General features: G+C 64.6%; 18 protein-coding genes. 6 read left to right on the top strand and 12 right to left on the bottom strand.

What is annotated here, in order from left to right:
* Positions 1-113: 113 nt before the first annotated feature.
* Positions 114-1,643, bottom strand: coding sequence for a F0F1 ATP synthase subunit alpha (atpA, locus tag AB7532_RS02050; protein WP_441233173.1), 1,530 nt, complete (start codon positions 1,641-1,643; stop codon positions 114-116).
* On the bottom strand, positions 1,643-2,203 hold the full coding sequence (locus AB7532_RS02045; protein WP_441233172.1) for a F0F1 ATP synthase subunit delta: 561 nt from the start codon (positions 2,201-2,203) through the stop codon (positions 1,643-1,645). The genes atpA and AB7532_RS02045 overlap by 1 nt, the downstream gene beginning before the upstream one ends.
* A 659-nt stretch (positions 2,204-2,862) precedes the next feature.
* Between AB7532_RS02045 and AB7532_RS02040 the strand changes: the two genes are divergently transcribed.
* Positions 2,863-3,366, top strand: coding sequence for a septal ring lytic transglycosylase RlpA family protein (locus AB7532_RS02040; protein WP_441233171.1), 504 nt, complete (start codon positions 2,863-2,865; stop codon positions 3,364-3,366).
* A 244-nt stretch (positions 3,367-3,610) separates the two neighbouring features.
* On the opposite strand, the gene AB7532_RS02035 is transcribed toward AB7532_RS02040, so the two are convergent.
* Positions 3,611-5,821: a primosomal protein N' gene (locus AB7532_RS02035; RefSeq protein ID WP_441233170.1), complete on the bottom strand. Its 2,211-nt coding sequence runs from the start codon at positions 5,819-5,821 to the stop codon at positions 3,611-3,613.
* 123 nt (positions 5,822-5,944) lie between these two features.
* Here AB7532_RS02035 and AB7532_RS02030 point away from each other — a divergent pair, with 123 nt between their 5' ends.
* Positions 5,945-6,910: a tyrosine recombinase XerC gene (locus AB7532_RS02030; RefSeq protein WP_441233169.1), complete on the top strand. Its 966-nt coding sequence runs from the start codon at positions 5,945-5,947 to the stop codon at positions 6,908-6,910.
* Between the two features lie 9 nt (positions 6,911-6,919).
* Here AB7532_RS02030 and AB7532_RS02025 read toward each other — a convergent pair whose 3' ends face one another.
* Entirely contained in the window at positions 6,920-7,492 is a 573-nt protein-coding gene (locus AB7532_RS02025) for a hypothetical protein (RefSeq protein ID WP_441233168.1), read from the bottom strand.
* A 333-nt stretch (positions 7,493-7,825) separates the two neighbouring features.
* Here AB7532_RS02025 and AB7532_RS02020 point away from each other — a divergent pair, with 333 nt between their 5' ends.
* The 4 genes from AB7532_RS02020 (at position 7,826) to AB7532_RS02005 (ending at position 11,700) form a co-directional block, all read left to right on the top strand.
* The gene (locus tag AB7532_RS02020; protein ID WP_441233167.1) at positions 7,826-8,074 is read left to right on the top strand and encodes a hypothetical protein; all 249 of its coding nucleotides are present in this window, start codon (positions 7,826-7,828) and stop codon (positions 8,072-8,074) included.
* Positions 8,061-9,470, top strand: coding sequence for a class I SAM-dependent methyltransferase (locus AB7532_RS02015; RefSeq protein ID WP_441233166.1), 1,410 nt, complete (start codon positions 8,061-8,063; stop codon positions 9,468-9,470). Before AB7532_RS02020 ends, AB7532_RS02015 begins: the two co-directional genes overlap by 14 nt.
* Positions 9,467-11,008, top strand: a complete 1,542-nt coding sequence (locus tag AB7532_RS02010; protein ID WP_441233165.1) for a sulfatase-like hydrolase/transferase — start codon at positions 9,467-9,469, stop codon at positions 11,006-11,008. Before AB7532_RS02015 ends, AB7532_RS02010 begins: the two co-directional genes overlap by 4 nt.
* Before the next feature lie 101 nt (positions 11,009-11,109).
* Positions 11,110-11,700, top strand: a complete 591-nt coding sequence (locus AB7532_RS02005) for a DUF4337 domain-containing protein (protein ID WP_441233164.1) — start codon at positions 11,110-11,112, stop codon at positions 11,698-11,700.
* Between the two features lie 179 nt (positions 11,701-11,879).
* Here the strand turns inward: AB7532_RS02005 and AB7532_RS02000 are convergent, their stop codons facing one another.
* From AB7532_RS02000 to AB7532_RS01965, 8 genes are all read right to left on the bottom strand, one after another.
* The gene (locus AB7532_RS02000) at positions 11,880-12,410 is read right to left on the bottom strand and encodes a hypothetical protein (RefSeq protein WP_441233163.1); all 531 of its coding nucleotides are present in this window, start codon (positions 12,408-12,410) and stop codon (positions 11,880-11,882) included.
* Between the two features lie 34 nt (positions 12,411-12,444).
* Entirely contained in the window at positions 12,445-13,845 is a 1,401-nt protein-coding gene (gene lpdA / locus AB7532_RS01995; protein ID WP_441233162.1) for a dihydrolipoyl dehydrogenase, read from the bottom strand.
* Positions 13,846-13,860: 15 nt separating this feature from the next.
* Positions 13,861-14,151 carry a hypothetical protein gene (locus AB7532_RS01990; RefSeq protein ID WP_441233161.1) on the bottom strand — a complete coding sequence of 97 codons (291 nt, stop codon included), beginning with the start codon at positions 14,149-14,151 and terminating at the stop codon, positions 13,861-13,863.
* Positions 14,144-14,398, bottom strand: a complete 255-nt coding sequence (locus AB7532_RS01985; RefSeq protein ID WP_441233160.1) for a DUF4160 domain-containing protein — start codon at positions 14,396-14,398, stop codon at positions 14,144-14,146. Before AB7532_RS01985 ends, AB7532_RS01990 begins: the two co-directional genes overlap by 8 nt.
* Positions 14,399-14,422: 24 nt before the next feature.
* Entirely contained in the window at positions 14,423-15,172 is a 750-nt protein-coding gene (locus tag AB7532_RS01980; protein ID WP_441233159.1) for an SDR family oxidoreductase, read from the bottom strand.
* Positions 15,173-15,197: 25 nt separating this feature from the next.
* Positions 15,198-15,431: a hypothetical protein gene (locus AB7532_RS01975; RefSeq protein ID WP_441233158.1), complete on the bottom strand. Its 234-nt coding sequence runs from the start codon at positions 15,429-15,431 to the stop codon at positions 15,198-15,200.
* Between the two features lie 11 nt (positions 15,432-15,442).
* Positions 15,443-16,684 carry a 2-oxoglutarate dehydrogenase complex dihydrolipoyllysine-residue succinyltransferase gene (gene odhB / locus AB7532_RS01970; protein WP_441233157.1) on the bottom strand — a complete coding sequence of 414 codons (1,242 nt, stop codon included), beginning with the start codon at positions 16,682-16,684 and terminating at the stop codon, positions 15,443-15,445.
* A 183-nt stretch (positions 16,685-16,867) separates the two neighbouring features.
* Complete coding sequence (locus AB7532_RS01965; RefSeq protein WP_441233156.1) at positions 16,868-19,837, bottom strand: 2-oxoglutarate dehydrogenase E1 component; 2,970 nt, start codon at positions 19,835-19,837, stop codon at positions 16,868-16,870.
* Positions 19,838-19,863: the final 26 nt, after the last annotated feature.

The raw sequence follows: 19,863 nt of genomic DNA, 5'->3' as shown, positions 1-19,863 counted from the left end.
CCGGGCGTGTCCCGGGCATCCACGTCTTCGTCTTCCACGCGGTTACACGTGGATGGCCGGGACTTCAGGTGCGAAGACGTGCTTCGCACTTTCGCCCGGCCATGACGGCCTTCTTACGCGAAGCTCTTCGCAAAACCTTCGACCACCGACTTCAGCTTGGCAGCGGTGTCGTCGGTGAGGTCGCGGGTGTCGCGGATCGAATTGAGGATGTCGGTGTTCTTGCCGCGCAGCAGCGAGAGCAGACCGTCCTCGAACGCGCGCACCTTGCTGACCGGAAGCGGATCGAGATAGCCGTTGGTCCCGGCCCAGATCACGCAGACCTGCTCTTCCATCTTCAGCGGCGAGAACTGCGGCTGCTTCAGCAGCTCTGTCAGACGCGAACCGCGGTTCAACAGGCGCTGGGTCGAGGCGTCGAGGTCCGAGCCGAACTGCGCGAATGCCGCCATTTCGCGGTACTGCGCCAGCTCGCCCTTGATCTTGCCGGCGACCTTCTTCATCGCCTTGGTCTGCGCCGACGAACCGACGCGCGACACCGACAGACCGACGTTCACCGCAGGACGGATGCCCTGGAAGAACAGGTCGGTTTCCAGGAAGATCTGACCGTCGGTAATCGAAATCACGTTGGTCGGGATGTAGGCCGACACGTCGTTGGCCTGGGTTTCGATCACCGGCAGCGCGGTGAGCGAGCCCGAACCGTGGTCCTTGCTGAGCTTCGCCGCGCGCTCGAGCAGGCGGGAATGCAGATAGAACACGTCGCCGGGATAAGCTTCGCGGCCCGGAGGACGACGCAGCAGCAGCGACATCTGGCGATAGGCGACGGCCTGCTTGGACAGATCGTCATAGATGATGACGGCGTGCATGCCGTTGTCGCGGAAGTACTCGCCAATGGTGCAGCCGGTGAACGGCGCGATGTACTGCATCGGCGCCGGGTCGGAGGCCGTGGCGGCGACGATGATCGAGTACTCGAGCGCGCCCTGCTCTTCCAGAACCTTCACGAACTGAGCAACGGTCGAACGCTTCTGGCCGATCGCGACGTAGACGCAATACAGCTTGATGTTCTCGTCGGGCTGCGCGTTGAGCGGCTTCTGGTTCAGGATGGTGTCGAGCGCGATCGCTGTCTTGCCGGTCTGGCGATCGCCGATGATCAGCTCGCGCTGGCCGCGGCCGACCGGGATCAGCGCATCGATCGACTTGAGGCCGGTCGCCATCGGCTCGCTGACCGACTTGCGCGGGATGATGCCGGGCGCCTTGACGTCGACGCGCATGCGCTTGTCGGCCTGGATCGGACCCTTGCCGTCGATCGGGTTGCCGAGACCATCGACAACGCGGCCGAGCAGGCCCTTGCCGACCGGCGCGTCCACGATGGCGCGGGTGCGCTTGACGGTCTGGCCTTCCTTGATCTCACGGTCGCCGCCGAAAATAACGACACCGACGTTGTCGGTTTCGAGGTTCAGCGCCATGCCGCGCGTGCCGTTCTCGAACTCGACCATTTCACCGGCCTGGACGTTGTCCAGACCGTAGACGCGAGCGATACCGTCGCCGACGGACAGCACCTGTCCGACTTCGGAGACTTCAGCTTCCTGGCCGAAATTCTTGATCTGGTCCTTGAGGATCGCGGAAATTTCCGCGGCGCGGATGTCCATCAGCCTGCCTCTTTCATCGCGTGCTTGATCGAATTGAGTTTGGTGCGAAGCGAACTATCGATCATGCGGCTGCCAAGCTTGACCACGAGGCCACCGATGATCGAGGGATCGACCTTCACGTTGAGCGCGACGTCCTTGCCGGTCACCGACTTCAGGGCAACCTTGAGGGCGTCGAGATTCTTGTCCGAAAGCGCTTCCGCCACGGTGACGTCCGCCGTCGCCTCGCCCTTGAATTTGGCGACGAGGGCGCGATAGGCGCGGATGACGTCAGCCACCGCGAACAGGCGGCGGTTGGCGGTCAGGACCTTCAGGAAATTGGCGGTGATGCCGGCGATGCCGGCCTTGGCCAGCACGGCCGAGAGGGCCTTGGACTGGGCATCGGCCGCAAACACCGGGCTGCGGACGAGGCGCTTGAGATCAGCACTCTCGTTCAGCAAGGCCTCGAATTTCTCGAGGTCGGCCTTGACCTCGTCGACCGCCTTCTGGTCGCGGGCCAGTTCAAACAAGGCCGTTGCATAACGACCGGACACACCGGAAACGGACGTATTTTCTGCAGCCACAGACGCGCTCTTTTTGCTGTCAAACTCGCAAGGGAAAAACCGTCGCCACGAAGAGGCGCCAAGCGATCCAAGCCCTTGGAATTCAAGCGGGACTTCGATTTTCGGCCGGCACGGGAGGTGCCGGGTCCGTTAAAATCGCGGCTTTGCTAACATAGCAGGCGCGCACGTGCAACATGACGCCAAATTAAAGCCATGACGTTCTGTCGCCAGTTCGTCGCAGTTCACAACGACTTCTCGACGACATGTATGACGGGCGGCGACGACCTGCCGCGTCACGGAATTGTTGGGAGCCCGACGCGGGCCTCCCGCTCATTCGTTCCCGCCCTCAGCGCATAGCCGCCATGAACACGGATCGCTGAGCCGTGACTCGGAGCCGATTGCCGGCTTGTCCCGAATACTTACCCAATTCTAAACGCGAAGTGTGATGACTTCATACAACAGTATTCGTGAGTAATAGAGTGGTTAAATAATTGTTAAAGCTAAAGATTACGGAACATCGGCTGCAATATCGGTGCCATTCACAAGATATTTCATGACGACACAGAACGGATTTACTGCCCAATTCACGCCTCTTTTGGAATCGAAACGCGATCCCGCTCGCAAACTTACGGGGGCTCCACTTGCCACATATGTGGCAATACTAGCTTAGGGACCACTAAATGCTGTCTTTGAAGACGCTGGGCTCTGTGACCCGGCCGCGTACGGCGATCGCTTTCGTTGCCGCAACTCTCCTCATTGGTGGAACTGCCACTGAGGCTTCCGCCAAATCCCGGCATCACCGGTATCATCATCATCATCGCCACCACGCCCAGGCCGACACCAACGCGACTTCCGATTGGCGCAATGCCAATGCGGCGATGACGCCGTCGTCGGGCACGGGCCGCAGCTTCTCCGGCATGGCCTCCTTCTATGGCAACGAGTCCGGGAGCAAGACCGCGTCCGGCGCCCGCTTCAACCAGAACGCCATGACCGCGGCGCACCGTTCGCTGCCGTTCGGCACCAAGCTGCGCGTCACCCATGGCAGCTCGAGCGTCATCGTCACCATCAATGACCGTGGCCCGTTCATTCGCGGTCGCGTGCTCGACCTCTCCACGGGTGCTGCCCGCGCGATCGGCCTCACCAGCCGCGGCGTCGGCCGCGTCACCGCGGAAGTGGTCTCCTAAGAGGCGCGAGAGCGCAGTTCTCGCCATTGTCTGCGGACATGTGAGCGGCGAGCGCAGCACGGGTGAAACAAGCCCGCCGTCTTGGGGGACGGCGGGCTTTTTGTTTGTTCCTCCGCCGTCATTGACGCGCAAAATCTCTCGCCGTCATTGCGAGCGAAGCGAAGCAATCCAGACTGTCGCCGCGGAGGGATTCTGGATTGCTTCGTCGCTTCGCTCGCAATGACGGGGATAGAGCGGAGGGCTTCTACAAGAAGCTCTGGGGATCGACGTCTACTTCCAGCTTCTGATTGCCCTTCGGCTTCGGGCACACCGCGAGCCAGTTGCGCAAATAATCCGAAAGGTCAAAGCCGCGCGCTGATTTCACCAGGATGCGGAAGCGGTAGCGGCCCTTGATCACGGCGAGCGGGGCTTCCGCGGGACCCAGCACCACCACGCGCTCGTCGCGCGGCGCGAGGGCCACGAGCCTGCGGCCAAAACCCTCCGCGCTCGGACGGTCGCCGGCGGAAATGATCAGGCTCGCGAGCCGGCCGAACGGCGGATAGAGCGTGCGTTCGCGCAGGTCGATCTCGCTGTCGTAGAAGCCCTCGCGGTCGCAGGCGATCAGCGCCTTCATCACGGGATGGTCGGGCTGATGCGTCTGGAGATAGCCGACGCCACGGCCCTGCTCGCGTCCGGCGCGGCCGATCACCTGGTTGAGCAATTGCCAGGTGCGCTCCGAGGCGCGCGGATCGCCGTTGCTCAAGCCGAGATCCGCATCGACCACCCCCACGAGATTGAGCCGCGGGAAATTGTGGCCCTTGGCCACGAGCTGCGTGCCGATGATGACGTCGACGCGGCCCTCCGCGATCTCATTCAGTTCCGAGCGCATCGTCTCGATCGAGGTGATGAGATCGCTCGACAGCACCATGGTGCGCGCGTCCGGGAACAGTGCTGTGGCCTCCTCCTGCAGGCGCTCCACGCCGGGACCGACCGCGACCAGCGATTCCTCCGCCGCGCAATGCGGACAGGTCGGCGGGCGCGGCATCGAGAAGCCGCAATGATGGCAGACGAGGCGCTGGCGAAAGCGGTGATCGACCAGCCAGGCATCGCAGATGGTGCAGGCGAAGCGGTGGCCGCAGGCCCGGCACAACGTCAGCGGCGCATAGCCGCGTCGATTGAGGAACAGCAGCGCCTGCTCGCGCTTCTCGATCGCTTTTCTGATCTCGGAGGCCAGCCGCGGTGAGATGAAGCGACCGCGCGCGGGCGGCTCGCGGCGCATGTCGATGGCCTCGATATGCGGCATGTGCTGGCCGCCGAAACGCGACGGCAGTGCGATGCGCTGATAGCGGTTCTTGCGCGCATTGACCTCGGACTCGACCGAGGGCGTGGCGGAGGCCAGCACGATCGGGATCTTTGCGATATGGGCGCGCACCACGGCCATGTCGCGGGCGTGGTAATGCACGCCTTCGTCCTGCTTGTAGGCCTGGTCGTGCTCTTCATCGACGACGATGAGGCCGAGATTGCCATAGGGAAGAAACAGCGCCGAGCGCGCGCCGACCACGACCGGCGCTGTGCCTTCCGAAATCGCCGCCCAATTGCGCGCGCGGGTGCGCGGCGTCAGCTCGGAATGCCATTCGATCGGCCGCACGCCGAAGCGCTGCGCGAAACGGTCGAGGAACTGACCGGTCAGCGCGATCTCCGGCATCAGGATCAACGACTGTTTTCCGCGGCGGATCGCCTCTGCCACGGCCTCGAAATAGACCTCGGTCTTGCCCGAGCCGGTGACGCCGTCGAGCAGCGCGACGTGGAAGGTGCCGTTGGCCGCAAGCGCACGCAGCGTATCGGCGGCCGCGCGCTGGAGCGGCGAAAAATCGGGCCGGCCGAAATCCGGATCGGGCGCCGGCGGCGGGGGCGGCGGCGGCATCGGCTCGACCGTCAGCGTGCCCTCGTCGACGAGGCCGTCGATCACGCCGGCCGAGACGCCAGCTTCCTTGGCGGCCTCGGATTTGGCGTGCAGCAGCCGGTCCGACAGCACCTCCATCAGGCGCTGCCGCGCCGGCGTCAGCCGTTTGGGGGGATCGCCGACCAGCCGCACGCCGGCGCGCACCCGCTCGGGGCCGAGATTCTCGCCCATCCGCAGGCACATGCGCAGCACCATGCCGCGCGGGCTCAGCGTGTAATTGGCGACCCAGTCGACCACGGAACGCAATTCGGGTTTCAAGGGCGGAAAGTCGAGCTTCTCGCTGACCTCCTTGAGGCGATTGTGCAGGCGCGGATCGGGATTGGCGTTTTCCGCCCAGACCACCGCGAGCACCTCGCGCGGGCCCAGCGGCACGCCGATGAGATCGCCCGCCTTCAGCTCCATCCCGCGCGGCACCTTGTAGGAATAGGTCTGGTCGAGCGCGACCGGCACCAGCACGTCGACCATGCGGGTCGCGTTGGCGGGGGTCGTCGTGCTGCGGGACGTGTGATCCATCAATGGTCTTTGGGGGAGAGAATCGGAACCTCGGGGCTTTGAAGCTAGCGCCCTGCGGAAGCCTTAGCGAACGTTAACGGGTGTGATGCGATATACTGTGCGGAATCAATCCGTCCAGAGCGCATGAGCAAAGCCGCCGCCCCCCAAATCGAGCTCGCCAGCGCCGATCCCTCGATCGCGCTGGAGATGACGCGCTGGTTGTCGCATCTCGGCGCCGAGCGGCGGCTGTCGCCGAAGACGCTGGAAGCCTATGGCCGCGACTTGCGGCAGTGCCTGGATTTCCTCTGTGCCCATTGGGGCGAACGCGTGACGCTGGCACGGTTCGCCTCGCTGGAAGCCACCGACGTCCGCGCCTTCATGGCGATGCGCCGCGCCGACGACATCGCCGGCCGCTCGCTGATGCGGGCTCTGGCGGGCCTGCGTTCGTTCGGCCGATTTCTCGAACGAGAAGGCAAGGGCAAGGTCGGCGCGCTCTCGGCGATTCGCGCCCCGAAGGTGGCCAAGACATTGCCCAAGCCATTGCCGATGGCGTCCGCCAAGCGGCTTGCCGATGCCGACGAGCGCGCGGGCGAGGACCGCGAGACCTGGGTTCTCGCGCGCGACGCTGCGGTGATGGCGCTGCTGTACGGCTCGGGCCTGCGCATCTCCGAAGCGCTCGGCCTGAAGCGCCGCGAGGTGCCGCGGCCCGGCGAGGGCGACGTGCTGATCGTCACCGGCAAAGGCAACAAGACCCGCATGGTGCCGGTGCTGCAAAACGTGCTCGCGCTGGTGCAGGAATATGTTTCGATGTGCCCCTATCCGCTGCCGGCGGAAGGCCCGATCTTCCTCGGCGCGCGCGGCGGCCCCTTGAGCCCGCGCATCATCCAGCTCGCGATGGAGCGGCTGCGCGGCGCGCTCGGCCTGCCCGACAGCGCCACGCCGCATGCGCTGCGGCATTCCTTCGCCACGCACCTGCTCTCGCGCGGCGGCGATCTGCGCGCGATCCAGGAATTGCTCGGCCATTCCTCGCTCTCGACCACGCAGATCTACACCGGCATCGATTCCGAGCGGCTGCTCGAAGTCTATGCCAGCGCGCATCCGCGGCGGTGACGCTGCGGATCAATTCGAGAGATATTCGATCTCGTAGACATAGTCCGAGCCGCGTCCGACCTCGACACGGACCGCCGGCCTGAATTTCTCCAGCCGTTCGTAGAGCGGCTGCGTGACCTTCACCGTTTGGCCCGCGATGCTGACGAGATAGTCCGCCCTGCTGCGGCTGGTCGACCTCCAGGTGCGATCGACACGACCTTCGACCACGATGCGGGAGGTCAGATGATCGAGAAACAGCATCCGCCCGGCATACCACGCAAGGCCGCTGCCGAGCAGCACGATCAGGATCATCGAGCCGAGCGCCTTCGCCTTGTCGCGCCATGAGCCGTACAGCGGCGGCTGCCGCAGCTGCGATCCGGCGACGGCCAGACCAAAAAGAACGAGGCCGACATGGACGTCGTTGACCGCGATGACCGAGCTCTTGTCGTAAAATATCGCGAGGCCGAGACAGACGATGACGAGCGCGAAGACGATCTTGCCGACGAACGGAAAGGCCGCGGTGTTGCGAGCCTTCAGCAGCGCAAATGCAGCGATGACGAGGGAGGGCCAGTAGCAGGCTGCGATGAATTCCGCCGTGGTCATACGGCTGGACTAGAACAGCCCGGGCGACAAAACCATTAATTGCAGGGGACCGCGACGCCTGCCGTCGACGCCGACCGGGCTGTTCGGTCAATCATTGGTAAACCGGGGGCGGACGAATGAGGTGAACGTCCCGCGGGCAGAAATTTGTGTTTCCGCGCATGTCCCATCTGCCTTATTCGCGGAATGCGGCGGTGCCGCGGGGGCGAAATTCGGGCGACCTCCGCCTTGATGGACAAGATTTAAGGTTACGCGCGCAGGCGGAATGCTACGCTCTGTCACAGACAGCGTGTCCGGCCCGTTGCGACCGGCCGCCCTTGTCGTGACGGGGCTTCCATGACGAAGAAATCTCCTGTGGTCTTCGTGACCGTTCTGGCGTGCCTGGCTGCGCTGATGCCGACCAGCGCCTACGCCTATCTCGATCCGGGGACGGGCGCGTTCGCGGTGCAGAGCCTGATCGCGGCCATTGCCGGCGGCCTGATCGCGATCCGCGCCTATGGACGGCGGATCCTGGGATTGTTCCGGCGTTCGAAGGCTCCGCCCGAAAGCTGGCCAAAGGACTCTTCCGGCAATGGCCATTCGTGATCCCGGCTCGTTCCGCGATCCCTCCGGCACCATCTTCTCGTCCGGCGACACGATCCTGCGTTCAATCAACGGCGAGGCCGCGCAGAATTTTGCGCGGCTGAAATCCTCCGGCGCCTATGACGATCTCACCCGCCGTGGATGGATCATCGCCGCGGAGGAGGCCGATGCGACGTTGCTTGCGGATGTGCCGGAGCCCGCGCGGGGCGGGCGCGTCCTCGTCCATCCCAAACTGCCGTTGATCTCCTATCCCTATGAATGGCCCTTCGCGCTGCTCAAGCGCGCGGCGCTGTTGCATCTCGACGTGCAGCTGCGCGCGCTCGATTTCGATGTCGCGCTGTCGGATGCGAGCGCTTACAACATTCAATTCGAGGGCGCCCGCCCCGTCTTCATCGACATTCCGTCCTTCGTGCCTTACCGGGACGGCGACTACTGGACCGGCCAGCGCCAGTTCATCGAGCAGTTCGTCAATCCGCTGCTGCTGCGCGCGCTGTTCGGGATTGCGCACAATGCCTGGTACCGCGGCGCGCTCGACGGCATCGCCAGCCGCGACATCGTCGCGCTGCTCGGCCGCCTCCGACGCTGGCTCGCGCCCGACATTCTCACCAACATCACGCTGCCCGAACTGATGCAGCGGCGCGCACGGCATACGCCTGAAACGACCGCCGGCCCGGCACGGCCGCTGCCCAAGGCCGTACTGCAGATGGTGCTGCGGCGGCTGCATCGCTGGATCTCGAAGCTGACGCCGAAGGCCATCGCGCCGACGGAATGGCAGCGCTACGAGACCGGCAACGTGTCCTATGCCGGCGACGAGGAGCGCAGGAAGCAGGATTTCGTCGCGGATTTCGCCCGGCGCCACGCGCCCGCCTGCGCCTGGGACATCGGCTGCAACACCGGCCGCTACGCCGAGGCGCTGTTGAACGGCGGCGCGAGATCGGTGATCGGCTTCGACAGCGACCTCGACGCGCTGGAGGCGGCGGCCGCGCGCGCGGCGACGGCGCGCCTCAACTTCCTGCCGCTGTTCTCCGATGCGGCCAATCCGAGTCCCGCGCAGGGCTGGGCGGAGGCCGAGCGATCGGGCCTGACCTCGCGCCGCAACGCCGACGCCGTCATCGCACTGGCGCTGGTGCATCACCTCGCGATCGGCCGCAACGTGCCGCTGCCCTTCGTTGTGGCGTGGCTGGTCGGCCTCGCGCCGCGCGGCGTGATCGAATTCGTGCCGAAGAACGATCCGATGGTCCAGCGCATGCTGCGGCTGCGGCGCGACATCTTCGAGGGCTATGACAGCGCGCAATTCGAGCAGGCGCTGGGTCGTCACGGCAGGATCGTGCAGCGGCTCGAGCTCGCGTCCGGCGGCCGCACGCTGTACGAATTCGAACGCGTTGCGGGCCAGCCATGACGGGTGGTCAGGACGATCATGGGCTCCTGCTGCGATCGGCGCTGACGGCCGCGATCCTGTCGACCGTGGCCCTGCTCGATTTCTACGCGGAAAACATCCATGCGCTCGCCGGCCCCTCGCGGGTCCTGCACTACGCCGCCGGCACATTGGCGCTCACGGCGATCGTCGCCGCCGGCCTCAAGCTCCTGCTGCGGAGGCTGCCGCTCTGGCGCATCCTGCTGGCATCGGGATTGATGGTGTTCGTCTTTTTCGCCTACGACATCGATCTGATCCAGCGCGAGCTGAAGGCGCATCTCGGTCAGCTCGCGCCGCTGGCTTGGGTGGCGGCGACATTGGGCAGCGGCATCGTGGCGCTCGTCTCCATCCGCAATCGGGCCGCGGTCCCGGTCGCGCTGGTTCTGTCGGCGGCGTTCGTGGCGCCGTCGATCGCGCGCATCGCCACATTCGCGATGCGCAATGATTCAGCGCGCCCCACGGCATCGGACACGGCCGGGACGCACGAGCGATTTTCGCTCACGCCGAACATCTACTGGATCGTGCTCGATGGATATCCGCGGCAGGACGTGCTCGCCGAGGATTTCGAGTTCGACAATAGCGGCTTCATCCAGTCGCTGCGCGGGCTCGATTTCACCGTGCTCGGCCGCAGTCACTCCAATTTCCCCGCCACCATCAACTCGATCTCCAGCACGGCGAGCTTCGACTACACGATCGAGGGCGAAGGCGGGACGCTTCAGCCGTTGCCGATGCAGGAGATGCAGGCGCGCGTCAGGGGCAAGAACCGCACCGTGACCCGCCTGAAATCGGCGGGCTACACCTATGTGCATTTCGAGAACGGCTACGACTATCTCACGGAATGCGCCCCCGACGAGGTGCGATGCGTGCGCGGCAATCTGGGCCTCGACGAGCTCGATATCGCGATCCTCTCAAATACCCCGATCATCGATTTGATCGTCCAGCACCGGCAATCGACGCCGTTCGCCTGGGGCGGCGTCGACGACCTCACCGCGAAGCTGAACGCGATCCGCGCGATGCCCTCGCCGTTTGTCCTCTATGCCCATGTGCTGGCGCCGCATCCGCCGATCCGCTTCCGGTCGGATTGCAGCTTTCGTCCTGCCGATCCGGATCTCCAACTCTGGCGTCCGGAGGCGCGGCCGGCCTTCGTCGAGCAGCTCACCTGCGTCAACGCACAGACTCTGACGCTGCTCCATGACATCACGCAAGCCGATCCGGGCGCCCTGATCGTGCTCCAGTCGGATCACGGCACCGCCTTTCGCGGCCAATTCCAGAAGCCGCCGACGGCATGGACGGACGAGGATCTGCACGAACGGTTCGGCGCCCTGAACGCGATGCGACTGCCCCTCGCCTGTCGGACCATGGCCGCCGACGATCTGACGCTGGTCGACACGTTTCCGCTGGTGCTGTCCTGCCTGTCCGGCGCGGCGTTCAAGCCGCATCATCCACGCTTTTTCGTAACGCCGTATGACAACAGCACGGATTTCGGCCGCGCGATCGAATATCCCTCCGAGCGCGTGAGATAGACCGCGGCCGCCGCGACGGCGGGAGGACGCGTGCGCGGCTTGACGCTTGCGTCCGGCAACGCATTCGGTCAATCGTAGCGGGCCACAGCAGGAGGGGAATCATGAGCGCACATGAAAGCATGGAGCATGCCGAGCACGCCGAACACGCGTCCGGCTCCAACAAGAAGATCGCCCTCCTGATCGCCGTGCTGGCGCTGTTTCTGGCAATCTCGGAGACGCTCGGCAAGGGCGCCCAGACCGAATCGATCAGCAAGAACGTCGAGGCCGCCAACCTCTGGGCCTTCTTCCAGGCCAAGAGCGTCCGCCGCACCGTGGTGATCACCGCATCCGAGCAGGGCAAGCTCACGCTCGGTGCCACCACCGACGACGCCCTGAAGGCGACGGTGCAGAAGCAGATCGACGACTGGACCAAGACGGCGCAGCGCTATCGCTCCGAGCCCGAGACCGGCGAAGGCACCGAGCAGCTCGCCGAGAAGGCCAAGCATGCCGAGCACGTGCGCGACGAGGCGACCGCGAAGTACCATCATTTCGAGCTGGCGTCGGCCGCCTTCCAGATCGGCATCGTGCTGGCCTCGGCCACCATCATCACCGGCATGATCGCGCTGGCCTATGTCGCCGGTATCTTGACCATCGCCGGCATCATCATGACGGGGTTCGGCCTGTGGATGCCGCATCTGCTGCATTTGCATTGAGGAGTTGATGCCGCGCACGCTTGGAGCTGCACAAACAGTGTCATGCCCCGCGAAGGCGGGGCATCCAGTACACCGCGGCCTCTCCGTATTCGATTGACGTCTCTGGAATACTGGATCGCCCGGTCAAGCCGGGCGATGACACCGGGAATGCGGCGAGGACAGTGAGTCTGCGGCCGCGCTCACCGCGCCTGATGCACGCTCTTCCTGAAACGCTGGATCAGGCGCAGCGTGCGCGACGACCAGCCTTCGCCGTTGCCGGCGATCAGCTCGCGGATGCGGCGCTTGATCGGGGCGACCATCTCGGTGGCCTTGGCGCGGACCCTCAGCACCAGCTCGTAGATCCGCTCGAACCAGTGCATCTCCAGAAGCTTGTCGCGCGTGACGTCGAACACGAAAGCGGTGACGCCGACACCGACCAGCTTGCCGAACAGGATCGTGAAGACCGCGCTCGTCCAATATTCATGCGCGAGCAGATACAGGCCGACCAGCTTGAGCGGAAACAGCGGCAGGATCGGCACCGCGAACACGATCAGCGTCATCGCCGGCGACAGCGAGTTGACGCGCACCGTCAGCCATTGCTTGAACCGGGCGAGCGGGATGATTGCGACAACCCGCGCGACGATCGGCTCGAGATGGTCCCACAGCCAGGCTTCGATCAGGAAGATGATCGCCAGCAGGACCCAGACCGGTTGAAGAAGGCGGCGCAGCATGTGTTTCCCGCCCGATTCTGTGCTGGGCGCGTGCCTACATATGGATGGCCCGCTTGCCCACTGCAAGCGCGGCTTCCTTGACGGCCTCGGACCGGGTCGGATGCGCGTGGCAGGTGCGCGCGAGATCCTCGGCACTGCCGCCGAATTCCATGAGAACACAGGCTTCATGGATCATTTCGCCGGCTTCGCGGCCGATAATGTGCACGCCGAGCACGCGATCGGTCTTCGCATCTGCGAGAATCTTCACGAAGCCGTCGGTGGTCTGGTTGACCTTGGAGCGGCCGTTGGCGGTAAAGGGAAACTTCCCGACGGTATAGGCGACGCCCGCCTGCTTCAGTTCCTCCTCGGTCTTGCCGACGGAGGAGACTTCCGGCGTGGTATACACGACGCCTGGGATAACATCGTAGTTCACGTGGCCGGCTTGCCCTGCGATGATCTCGGCAACCGCAACGCCTTCGTCCTCGGCCTTGTGCGCGAGCATCGGGCCTGCGACGACGTCGCCGATGGCATAGACGCCCTTCACGCTGGTGGCGAAATGCGGATCGATCTGCACGCGGCCACGGGGATCGAGCGCAACGCCGGTTTCCTTGAGGCCGAGCCCGTCCGTGTACGGCACGCGGCCGATGCAGACGAGGACGACGTCGGCTTCCAGCGTCTCGGCAGCGCCGCCGGCGGCGGGCTCGATGGTCGCCTTCAGCGTCTTGCCTGACGTATCGACGGCCGTGACCTTGGCGCCGAGCTTGAATGCAAAGCCCTGCTTCTCGAGGATGCGCTGGAACTGCTTGGCGATCTCGCCGTCCATGCCGGGCAGGATGCGGTCGAGGAATTCGACGACGACGACTTCGGCGCCGAGACGCTTCCACACCGAGCCGAGCTCGAGGCCGATCACGCCGGCGCCGACGATCAGCAGCTTGCCGGGGACCTTGTCGAGCGACAGCGCGCCGGTGGACGAGACGATGCGCTTCTCGTCGATCTCGATGCCCTTGAGACGCGCGATGTCGGAGCCGGTGGCGATCACGATGTTCTTGGTCTCGATCACCTGCGACTTGCCGTCGGCGGAGACCTCGACCTTGCCGGTGCCGAGGATCTTGCCGGCGCCCTTGAGCACATCGATCTTGTTCTTCTTCATCAGGAACTCGACGCCCTTGACGTTGCCGTCAATGCCCTGCTGCTTGAAGTTCATCATCGCGGGCAGTTCGAGCTTCGGTGCGGAAACGTTGACGCCCATCTTGGCGAAGGAGTGCCCGGCTTCCTCGAACATCTCGGACGCGTGCAGCAGTGCCTTCGACGGCATGCAGCCGACATTGAGGCAGGTGCCGCCGAGCGTGGCGTTCTTTTCGACGACGGCGACTTTCATGCCGAGCTGGGCCGCGCGCACCGCGCAGACATAACCGCCGGGGCCGGTGCCGATGACGACGAGATCGTAGGTAGCCATGAGAAAACTTTCCGTTCAACTAGCGAGATGGAGAAGACTGGCTTGCCGCTCAGCGCGCTGCCTCAGGGAGTCGGCCCCGAAATCGATTTCGTCACCCTGATCGTCAAGCCAAAAGATTTTGTAACCGTGCTCTTCCAGCTTGAGCCCGTCGAAGCGGCCCGGATCAGCACGAAGGAACGCAAACATCTCGCCCTTGGCAAGCAAAGGGCGCAGATCGACGACACCTGCGAAGCCGTCGTTCCAGACGATCTTCACAACGCCAAAAATGACCGGCTCAGCACTCTGCATCGCGATGATGTCAGTCATTGATCTTCTCCGGTTTCCGGAATTCTTCCACGGCAGTCCAGGCATTCATCAATCCCGCCTGATGGGCCGCGGCCCACGATAGCACACGGCCGAGTTTGGCGGGAGGCAGCGAGCCGCGCAAAACCTTGCTGGTACGAATGTCAATCTGAGCGACGAATTCGGCAAAGCGGGCATGAAAATGCGGCGGCGGATGCTCATCGGGGTAGAATTCGATCTTCACTCCATCAACCATCGCGACCACTGGCACAGCTGCTCTCCGTCATGCTGCTTGTCAGCGACCGCCGGACACATCGAGCGTGGCCGCGGTGATGTAGGAGGCCTCGTCCGACATCAGCCAGACGATGGCGTTGGCGATCTCGTCGGCGGTGCCGACACGCTTCATCGGCACCATATGGGCGAGACGATGGTGCCGGTCGGGCTCGCCGCCGGAGGCGTGGATTTCGGTATCGATCAGACCCGGGCGGATGCCAGCGACGCGAATGCCTTCGTTCGCGACCTCATAGCCGAGGCCGGTGGTGAAGGAATCGATCGCGCCCTTGGAGGCGGCATAATCGACATAAGTATTGGGCGCGCCGAGCTTGGCAGCAACCGATGACAGATTGACGATGACGCCGCCCTTGCCGCCATGCTTGGTCGACATCCGCTTCACCGCCTCGCGCGCACAAAGGATGGAGCCGGTAACGTTGACCGCCATCACGCGCTGGATGCGCTCGGCCGACATCTCATCGACGCGCACGCCGCTAGTGCCGACGATGCCGCCATTGTTGACGAGCGCGCCCAGCGTGCCGAACTTGTCGGCCGCCTTGAACAGCTCGACGATATCGCCTTCCTCGGCGACATCGCATTTCACCGCGATCGCCTTGCCGTTGCTGGCCGCGATCATCGCGACGACCTCGTCGGCGGCCTGCTTGTTGCTGGCATAGCCGACCACGACGCGATAGCCGCGCGCGGCCGCCGCAAGCGCGGTTGCACGGCCAATGCCGCGGCTGCCGCCGGTGATGACAACGACTTTATCCGTCACATCCATCCCCACGAGTTCGAGCGCATTACGAGGTCTTGCCCTCAAGTGCCGCCAATCGATCCAGCACGGACTTGTCTGTCAGGCTGATCAGATGGAACAGAATGAAGGGCGTCAGAAACGGAATCAGGCACAAGGCGGCGAAGCCGACCCCCTTACCCTTCCTGCGACTGATGGGAATCGCAAAGAAGAAGAAAATAAGGGTGGTCAGCAGCAACGGCACCATGGAGATGAGCGCATGCGCGAGCGACGGCTCCTCCATCGTCGCCTCCCTTAGAGATCCAGCACCAGACGCGCCGGATCTTCCAGGCTCTCCTTGACGCGAACCAGGAAGGTGACGGCTTCCTTACCGTCAATGACGCGGTGATCGTAGGACAGCGCCAGATACATCATCGGGCGGACCTCGACCTTGCCGCCGATCACCATCGGCCGCTCCTGGATCTTGTGCATGCCGAGGATGCCGGACTGCGGCGCGTTCAGGATCGGGGTCGACATCAGCGAGCCGTAGATGCCGCCATTGGTGATGGTGAAGGTGCCGCCCTGCATCTCGTCGATCTTGAGCTGGCCGTCACGGGCGCGGCGGCCGAAATCGGCGATGCCCTTCTCGATGTCGGCGATCGACTTGTTGTCGCAGTCGCGCACGACGGGAACGACGAGGCCCTTGTCGGTGCCGACGGCGACGCCGATGTGATAGTAGTTCTTGTAGATCAGGTCGGTACCGTCGATCTCGGCGTTGACCGCCGGGATGTCCTTCAGCGCCTGCACGACGGCCTTGGTGAAGAAGCCCATGAAGCCGAGCTTGCTGCCGTGCTTCTTCTCGAACGCATCCTTGTAGTGGGCACGCAGCGCCATGACGTTGGTCATGTCGACCTCGTTGAAGGTCGTCAGCATGGCCGCGGTGTTCTGCACGTCCTTGAGGCGGCGCGCGATGGTCTGGCGCAGCCGGGTCATCTTGACGCGCTCTTCGCGGGCGGCGTCATCGGCCGGCGAGGCGCTGCGCACCTGCACGGCGGCGGCGGGCTGGTTGACCGGGGTCGGCGCGGAGGCCGCACGCTCGATCGCGGCGAGCATGTCGCCTTTGGTGACGCGGCCGTCCTTGCCGGAGCCCGGAACGGTCGAGGCATCGACGCCGGTCTCGGCGGACAGCTTGCGCACTGACGGCGCGAGCGGCGAATCGGCCGGCGGTGCCTTCGGCGCGCTCGGCGCCGGAGCGGCAGCAGCGGGAGCTGGAGCAGCAGCGGCGGGCTTGGCGGGCGCGGCGGCGGGCTTTGCACCAGCGGCGCCTTCGGTGATCTGGCCGAGCAGCGCACCAACGGCAACCGTCGTGCCGTCGGCGGCGATGATCTCGCTCAGCGTGCCCGCGGACGGCGCCGGGACTTCGATGGTGACCTTGTCGGTCTCGAGCTCCACCAAGGGCTCGTCGACGGCGACGGCATCGCCGGCCTTCTTGAACCAGCGGCCGATGGTGGCCTCGGTGACGGATTCGCCGAGCGTCGGCACACGAATTTCAGTCATGGTCTTTTCCTTAAGGGATCGCCGGTGCGGTCGTGAATTTTACAGGTGTCATCGCCCGTGAAAGCGGGCGATCCAGGACGCCGTGACGGCCGTGATGACCACGAACGCCGCGGCGTACTGGATGCCCCGCCCCCGTGCGCAATTGCGCACCAGGCGGGGCATGACAGCGTCCTAAAAAACGTCTCAGCTCAGTGCTTCGTCCAGGAACGCCTTCAGCTGAGCCTGATGCTTGGACATCAGACCCGTGGCGGTCGCGGCGGAAGCGGCGCGGCCGACATAACGCGGACGCCGGCTCACACCGTTCACCTGGTTCAGCACCCATTCCAGATAGGGCTCGATGAAGTGCCAGGCCCCCATGTTGCGGGGCTCTTCCTGGCACCACACCACTTCGGCCTTCTTGAAGCGGGACAGCTCGGCCACCAGCGCCTTCAGCGGCACCGGATAAAGCTGCTCGACGCGCATCAGATAGATGTCGTCGATGCCGCGCTTCTCGCGCTCCTCGTAGAGGTCGTAATAGACCTTGCCGGTGCACAGCACGATACGGCGGATCTTCTCGTCGGGAGCGAGCTTGACCGCCTCGCTCGGCAGCATCTGGGCGTCATCATAGAGGATGCGGTGGAACGTCGTTCCCTTCGCGAGCTCTTCCAGACGCGAGACCGCCCGCTTGTGGCGAAGCAGCGACTTCGGCGTCATCAGGATCAGCGGCTTGCGGATCTCGCGATGCAGCTGACGGCGCAGCACGTGGAAGTAGTTCGCCGGCGTGGTCGGGTAGACCACCTGCATGTTGTCTTCCGCGCACATCTGCAAGAAGCGCTCGAGACGTGCCGAGGAGTGCTCCGGACCCTGGCCCTCATAGCCGTGCGGCAGCAGGCAGACGAGACCGGACATGCGCAGCCATTTGCGCTCACCCGAGGAGATGAACTGGTCGAACACGACCTGCGCACCGTTGGCGAAGTCGCCGAACTGGGCTTCCCACAGGGTCAGCGTGTTCGGCTCGGCGAGCGAATAGCCGTATTCGAAGCCGAGCACGGCTTCTTCCGACAGCAGCGAGTTGATGACCTCGTAATGGCCCTGCTCGTTGCCGAGATGGTTGAACGGCGTGTAGCGGCTCTCGTCTTCCTGGTCGATCAGGACCGAGTGGCGCTGCGAGAAGGTGCCGCGCTCCGAATCCTGTCCGGACAGACGGACGTGGTGGTTCTCGTTGAGCAGCGTGCAGAACGCCAGCGCTTCGCCGGTCGCCCAGTCGATGCCGTTGCCGCTGTCGATCGCCTTGGAGCGGTTTTCGAGGAACCGCTGGATGGTACGGTGGGCGCGGAAGCCGTCCGGCACCTTGGTGATCTTGCGGCCGATATCCTTCAGCTCGACGACGTCGACGCCGGTGACGCCGCGGCGCGCATCTTCTTCCTGGTCGGCGATCTTGAAGCCGGCCCATTTGCCGTCGAGCCAGTCGGCCTTGTTAGGCTTGTAGCCGGAGCCGGCCTCGAGCTCGGCGTCGAGCCGCGCGCGCCAGTCGGCCTTGGCCTTGTCGACCTCGCCCTCGGTCAACACGCCTTCGCTGACCAGGCGGCGGGCATAGAGCTCCAGCGTCGACGGGTGAGCCGCGATCTTCTTGTACATCACCGGCTGGGTGAATGCCGGCTCGTCGCCTTCGTTATGGCCATGCCTGCGGTAGCAGAACATGTCGATGACGACGGGCTTGTGGAATTTCTGCCGGAACTCGATCGCGACCTTGGCCGCGAACACCACGGCTTCCGGATCGTCGCCGTTCACATGGAAGATCGGCGCATCGATCATCTTCGCCACATCCGACGGATAGGGCGAGGAGCGCGAGTAACGCGGATAGGTGGTGAAACCGATCTGGTTGTTGACGATGAAGTGGACCGAGCCGCCGGTGCGGTAGCCCTTCAGGTCGGACAGGCCGAAGCACTCGGCGACCACGCCCTGGCCGGCGAACGCGGCGTCGCCATGCATGAGGAGCGGCAGCACCGAGATGCGCATGTCCGGCGGATCGCCGTGCTGGTCCTGCTTGGCGCGGACCTTGCCGAGCACGACGGGATCGACGATCTCGAGATGCGAGGGGTTGGCGGTGAGCGACAGATGGATGCGGTTGCCGTCGAACTCGCGGTCCGAGGACGCGCCGAGATGGTACTTGACGTCACCGGAGCCTTCGACCGCGTCGGGATTGGCCGAGCCGCCCTTGAACTCGTGGAACAGCGCGCGGTGCGCCTTGCCCATCACCTGGGTCAGCACGTTGAGGCGGCCGCGATGCGGCATGCCCAGCACGATTTCCTTCACGCCGAGATTGCCGCCGCGCTTGATGATCTGCTCGAGCGCGGGGATCAGGGATTCGCCGCCGTCGAGGCCGAAGCGCTTGGTGCCGGTGAACTTGGTGTCGCAGAACTTTTCGAAGCCTTCGGCTTCGATCAGCTTCATCAGGATGGCGCGGCGACCTTCGCGCGTGAACGAGATTTCCTTATCGGGTCCCTCGATGCGCTCCTGGATCCAGGCCTTCTGCGCGGCATTGCTGATATGCATGAACTCGACGCCGAGCGTCTGGCAGTAGGTGCGCTCGCAGATCGCGGTGATCTCGCGCAGGCTGCCGTATTCGAGGCCGAGCACGTGATCGAGGAAGATCTTGCGGTCGAAATCGGTCTCGCTGAAACCGTAGGTGCGGGGGTCGAGCTCTTCGCGGTTGCGCGGGGCTTCGATGCCGAGCGGATCGAGCTTGGCGTGGAAATGGCCGCGCATGCGGTAGGAGCGGATCAGCATCAGGGCGCGGACGGAGTCGCGCGTGGCCTGGAGCAGATCGGCGGAGGAGAGGCCCGCGCCCTTGTCACCCGCCTTGGCCTGCGCCTTGGCGGCGATCTTGGCACCGACCGCCTTCTCGACCTCGGCCCAGTTGCCGTCGAGGGCGGAGGTCAGATCGTCCTGCGGGGTCAGCGGCCAGTTGGTGCGCTCCCAGGACGGGCCCTCGGCGTTCTTCCGGACGTCGGCGGGCTGGTCGTTCAGGCTCTTGAAGAACTCCTGCCACTCGGCGTCGACCGAGGACGGGTCCTTCTCGTAGCGGGCGTAGATTTCGTCGATGTAGGTGGCGTTGGTGCCCTGCAAAAAGGAGGAGAGGGCAAAGGCTGCGTTCGCGTCTTGGCGAGACATACTTGAGTTCCTGGCGATTTCGGTTC

The sequence above is a fragment of the Bradyrhizobium sp. 930_D9_N1_4 genome, assembly GCF_052076015.1.
Taxonomy (GTDB): Bacteria; Pseudomonadota; Alphaproteobacteria; order Rhizobiales; family Xanthobacteraceae; genus Bradyrhizobium.
This window is presented reverse-complemented; position numbering and strand designations above follow the sequence as displayed.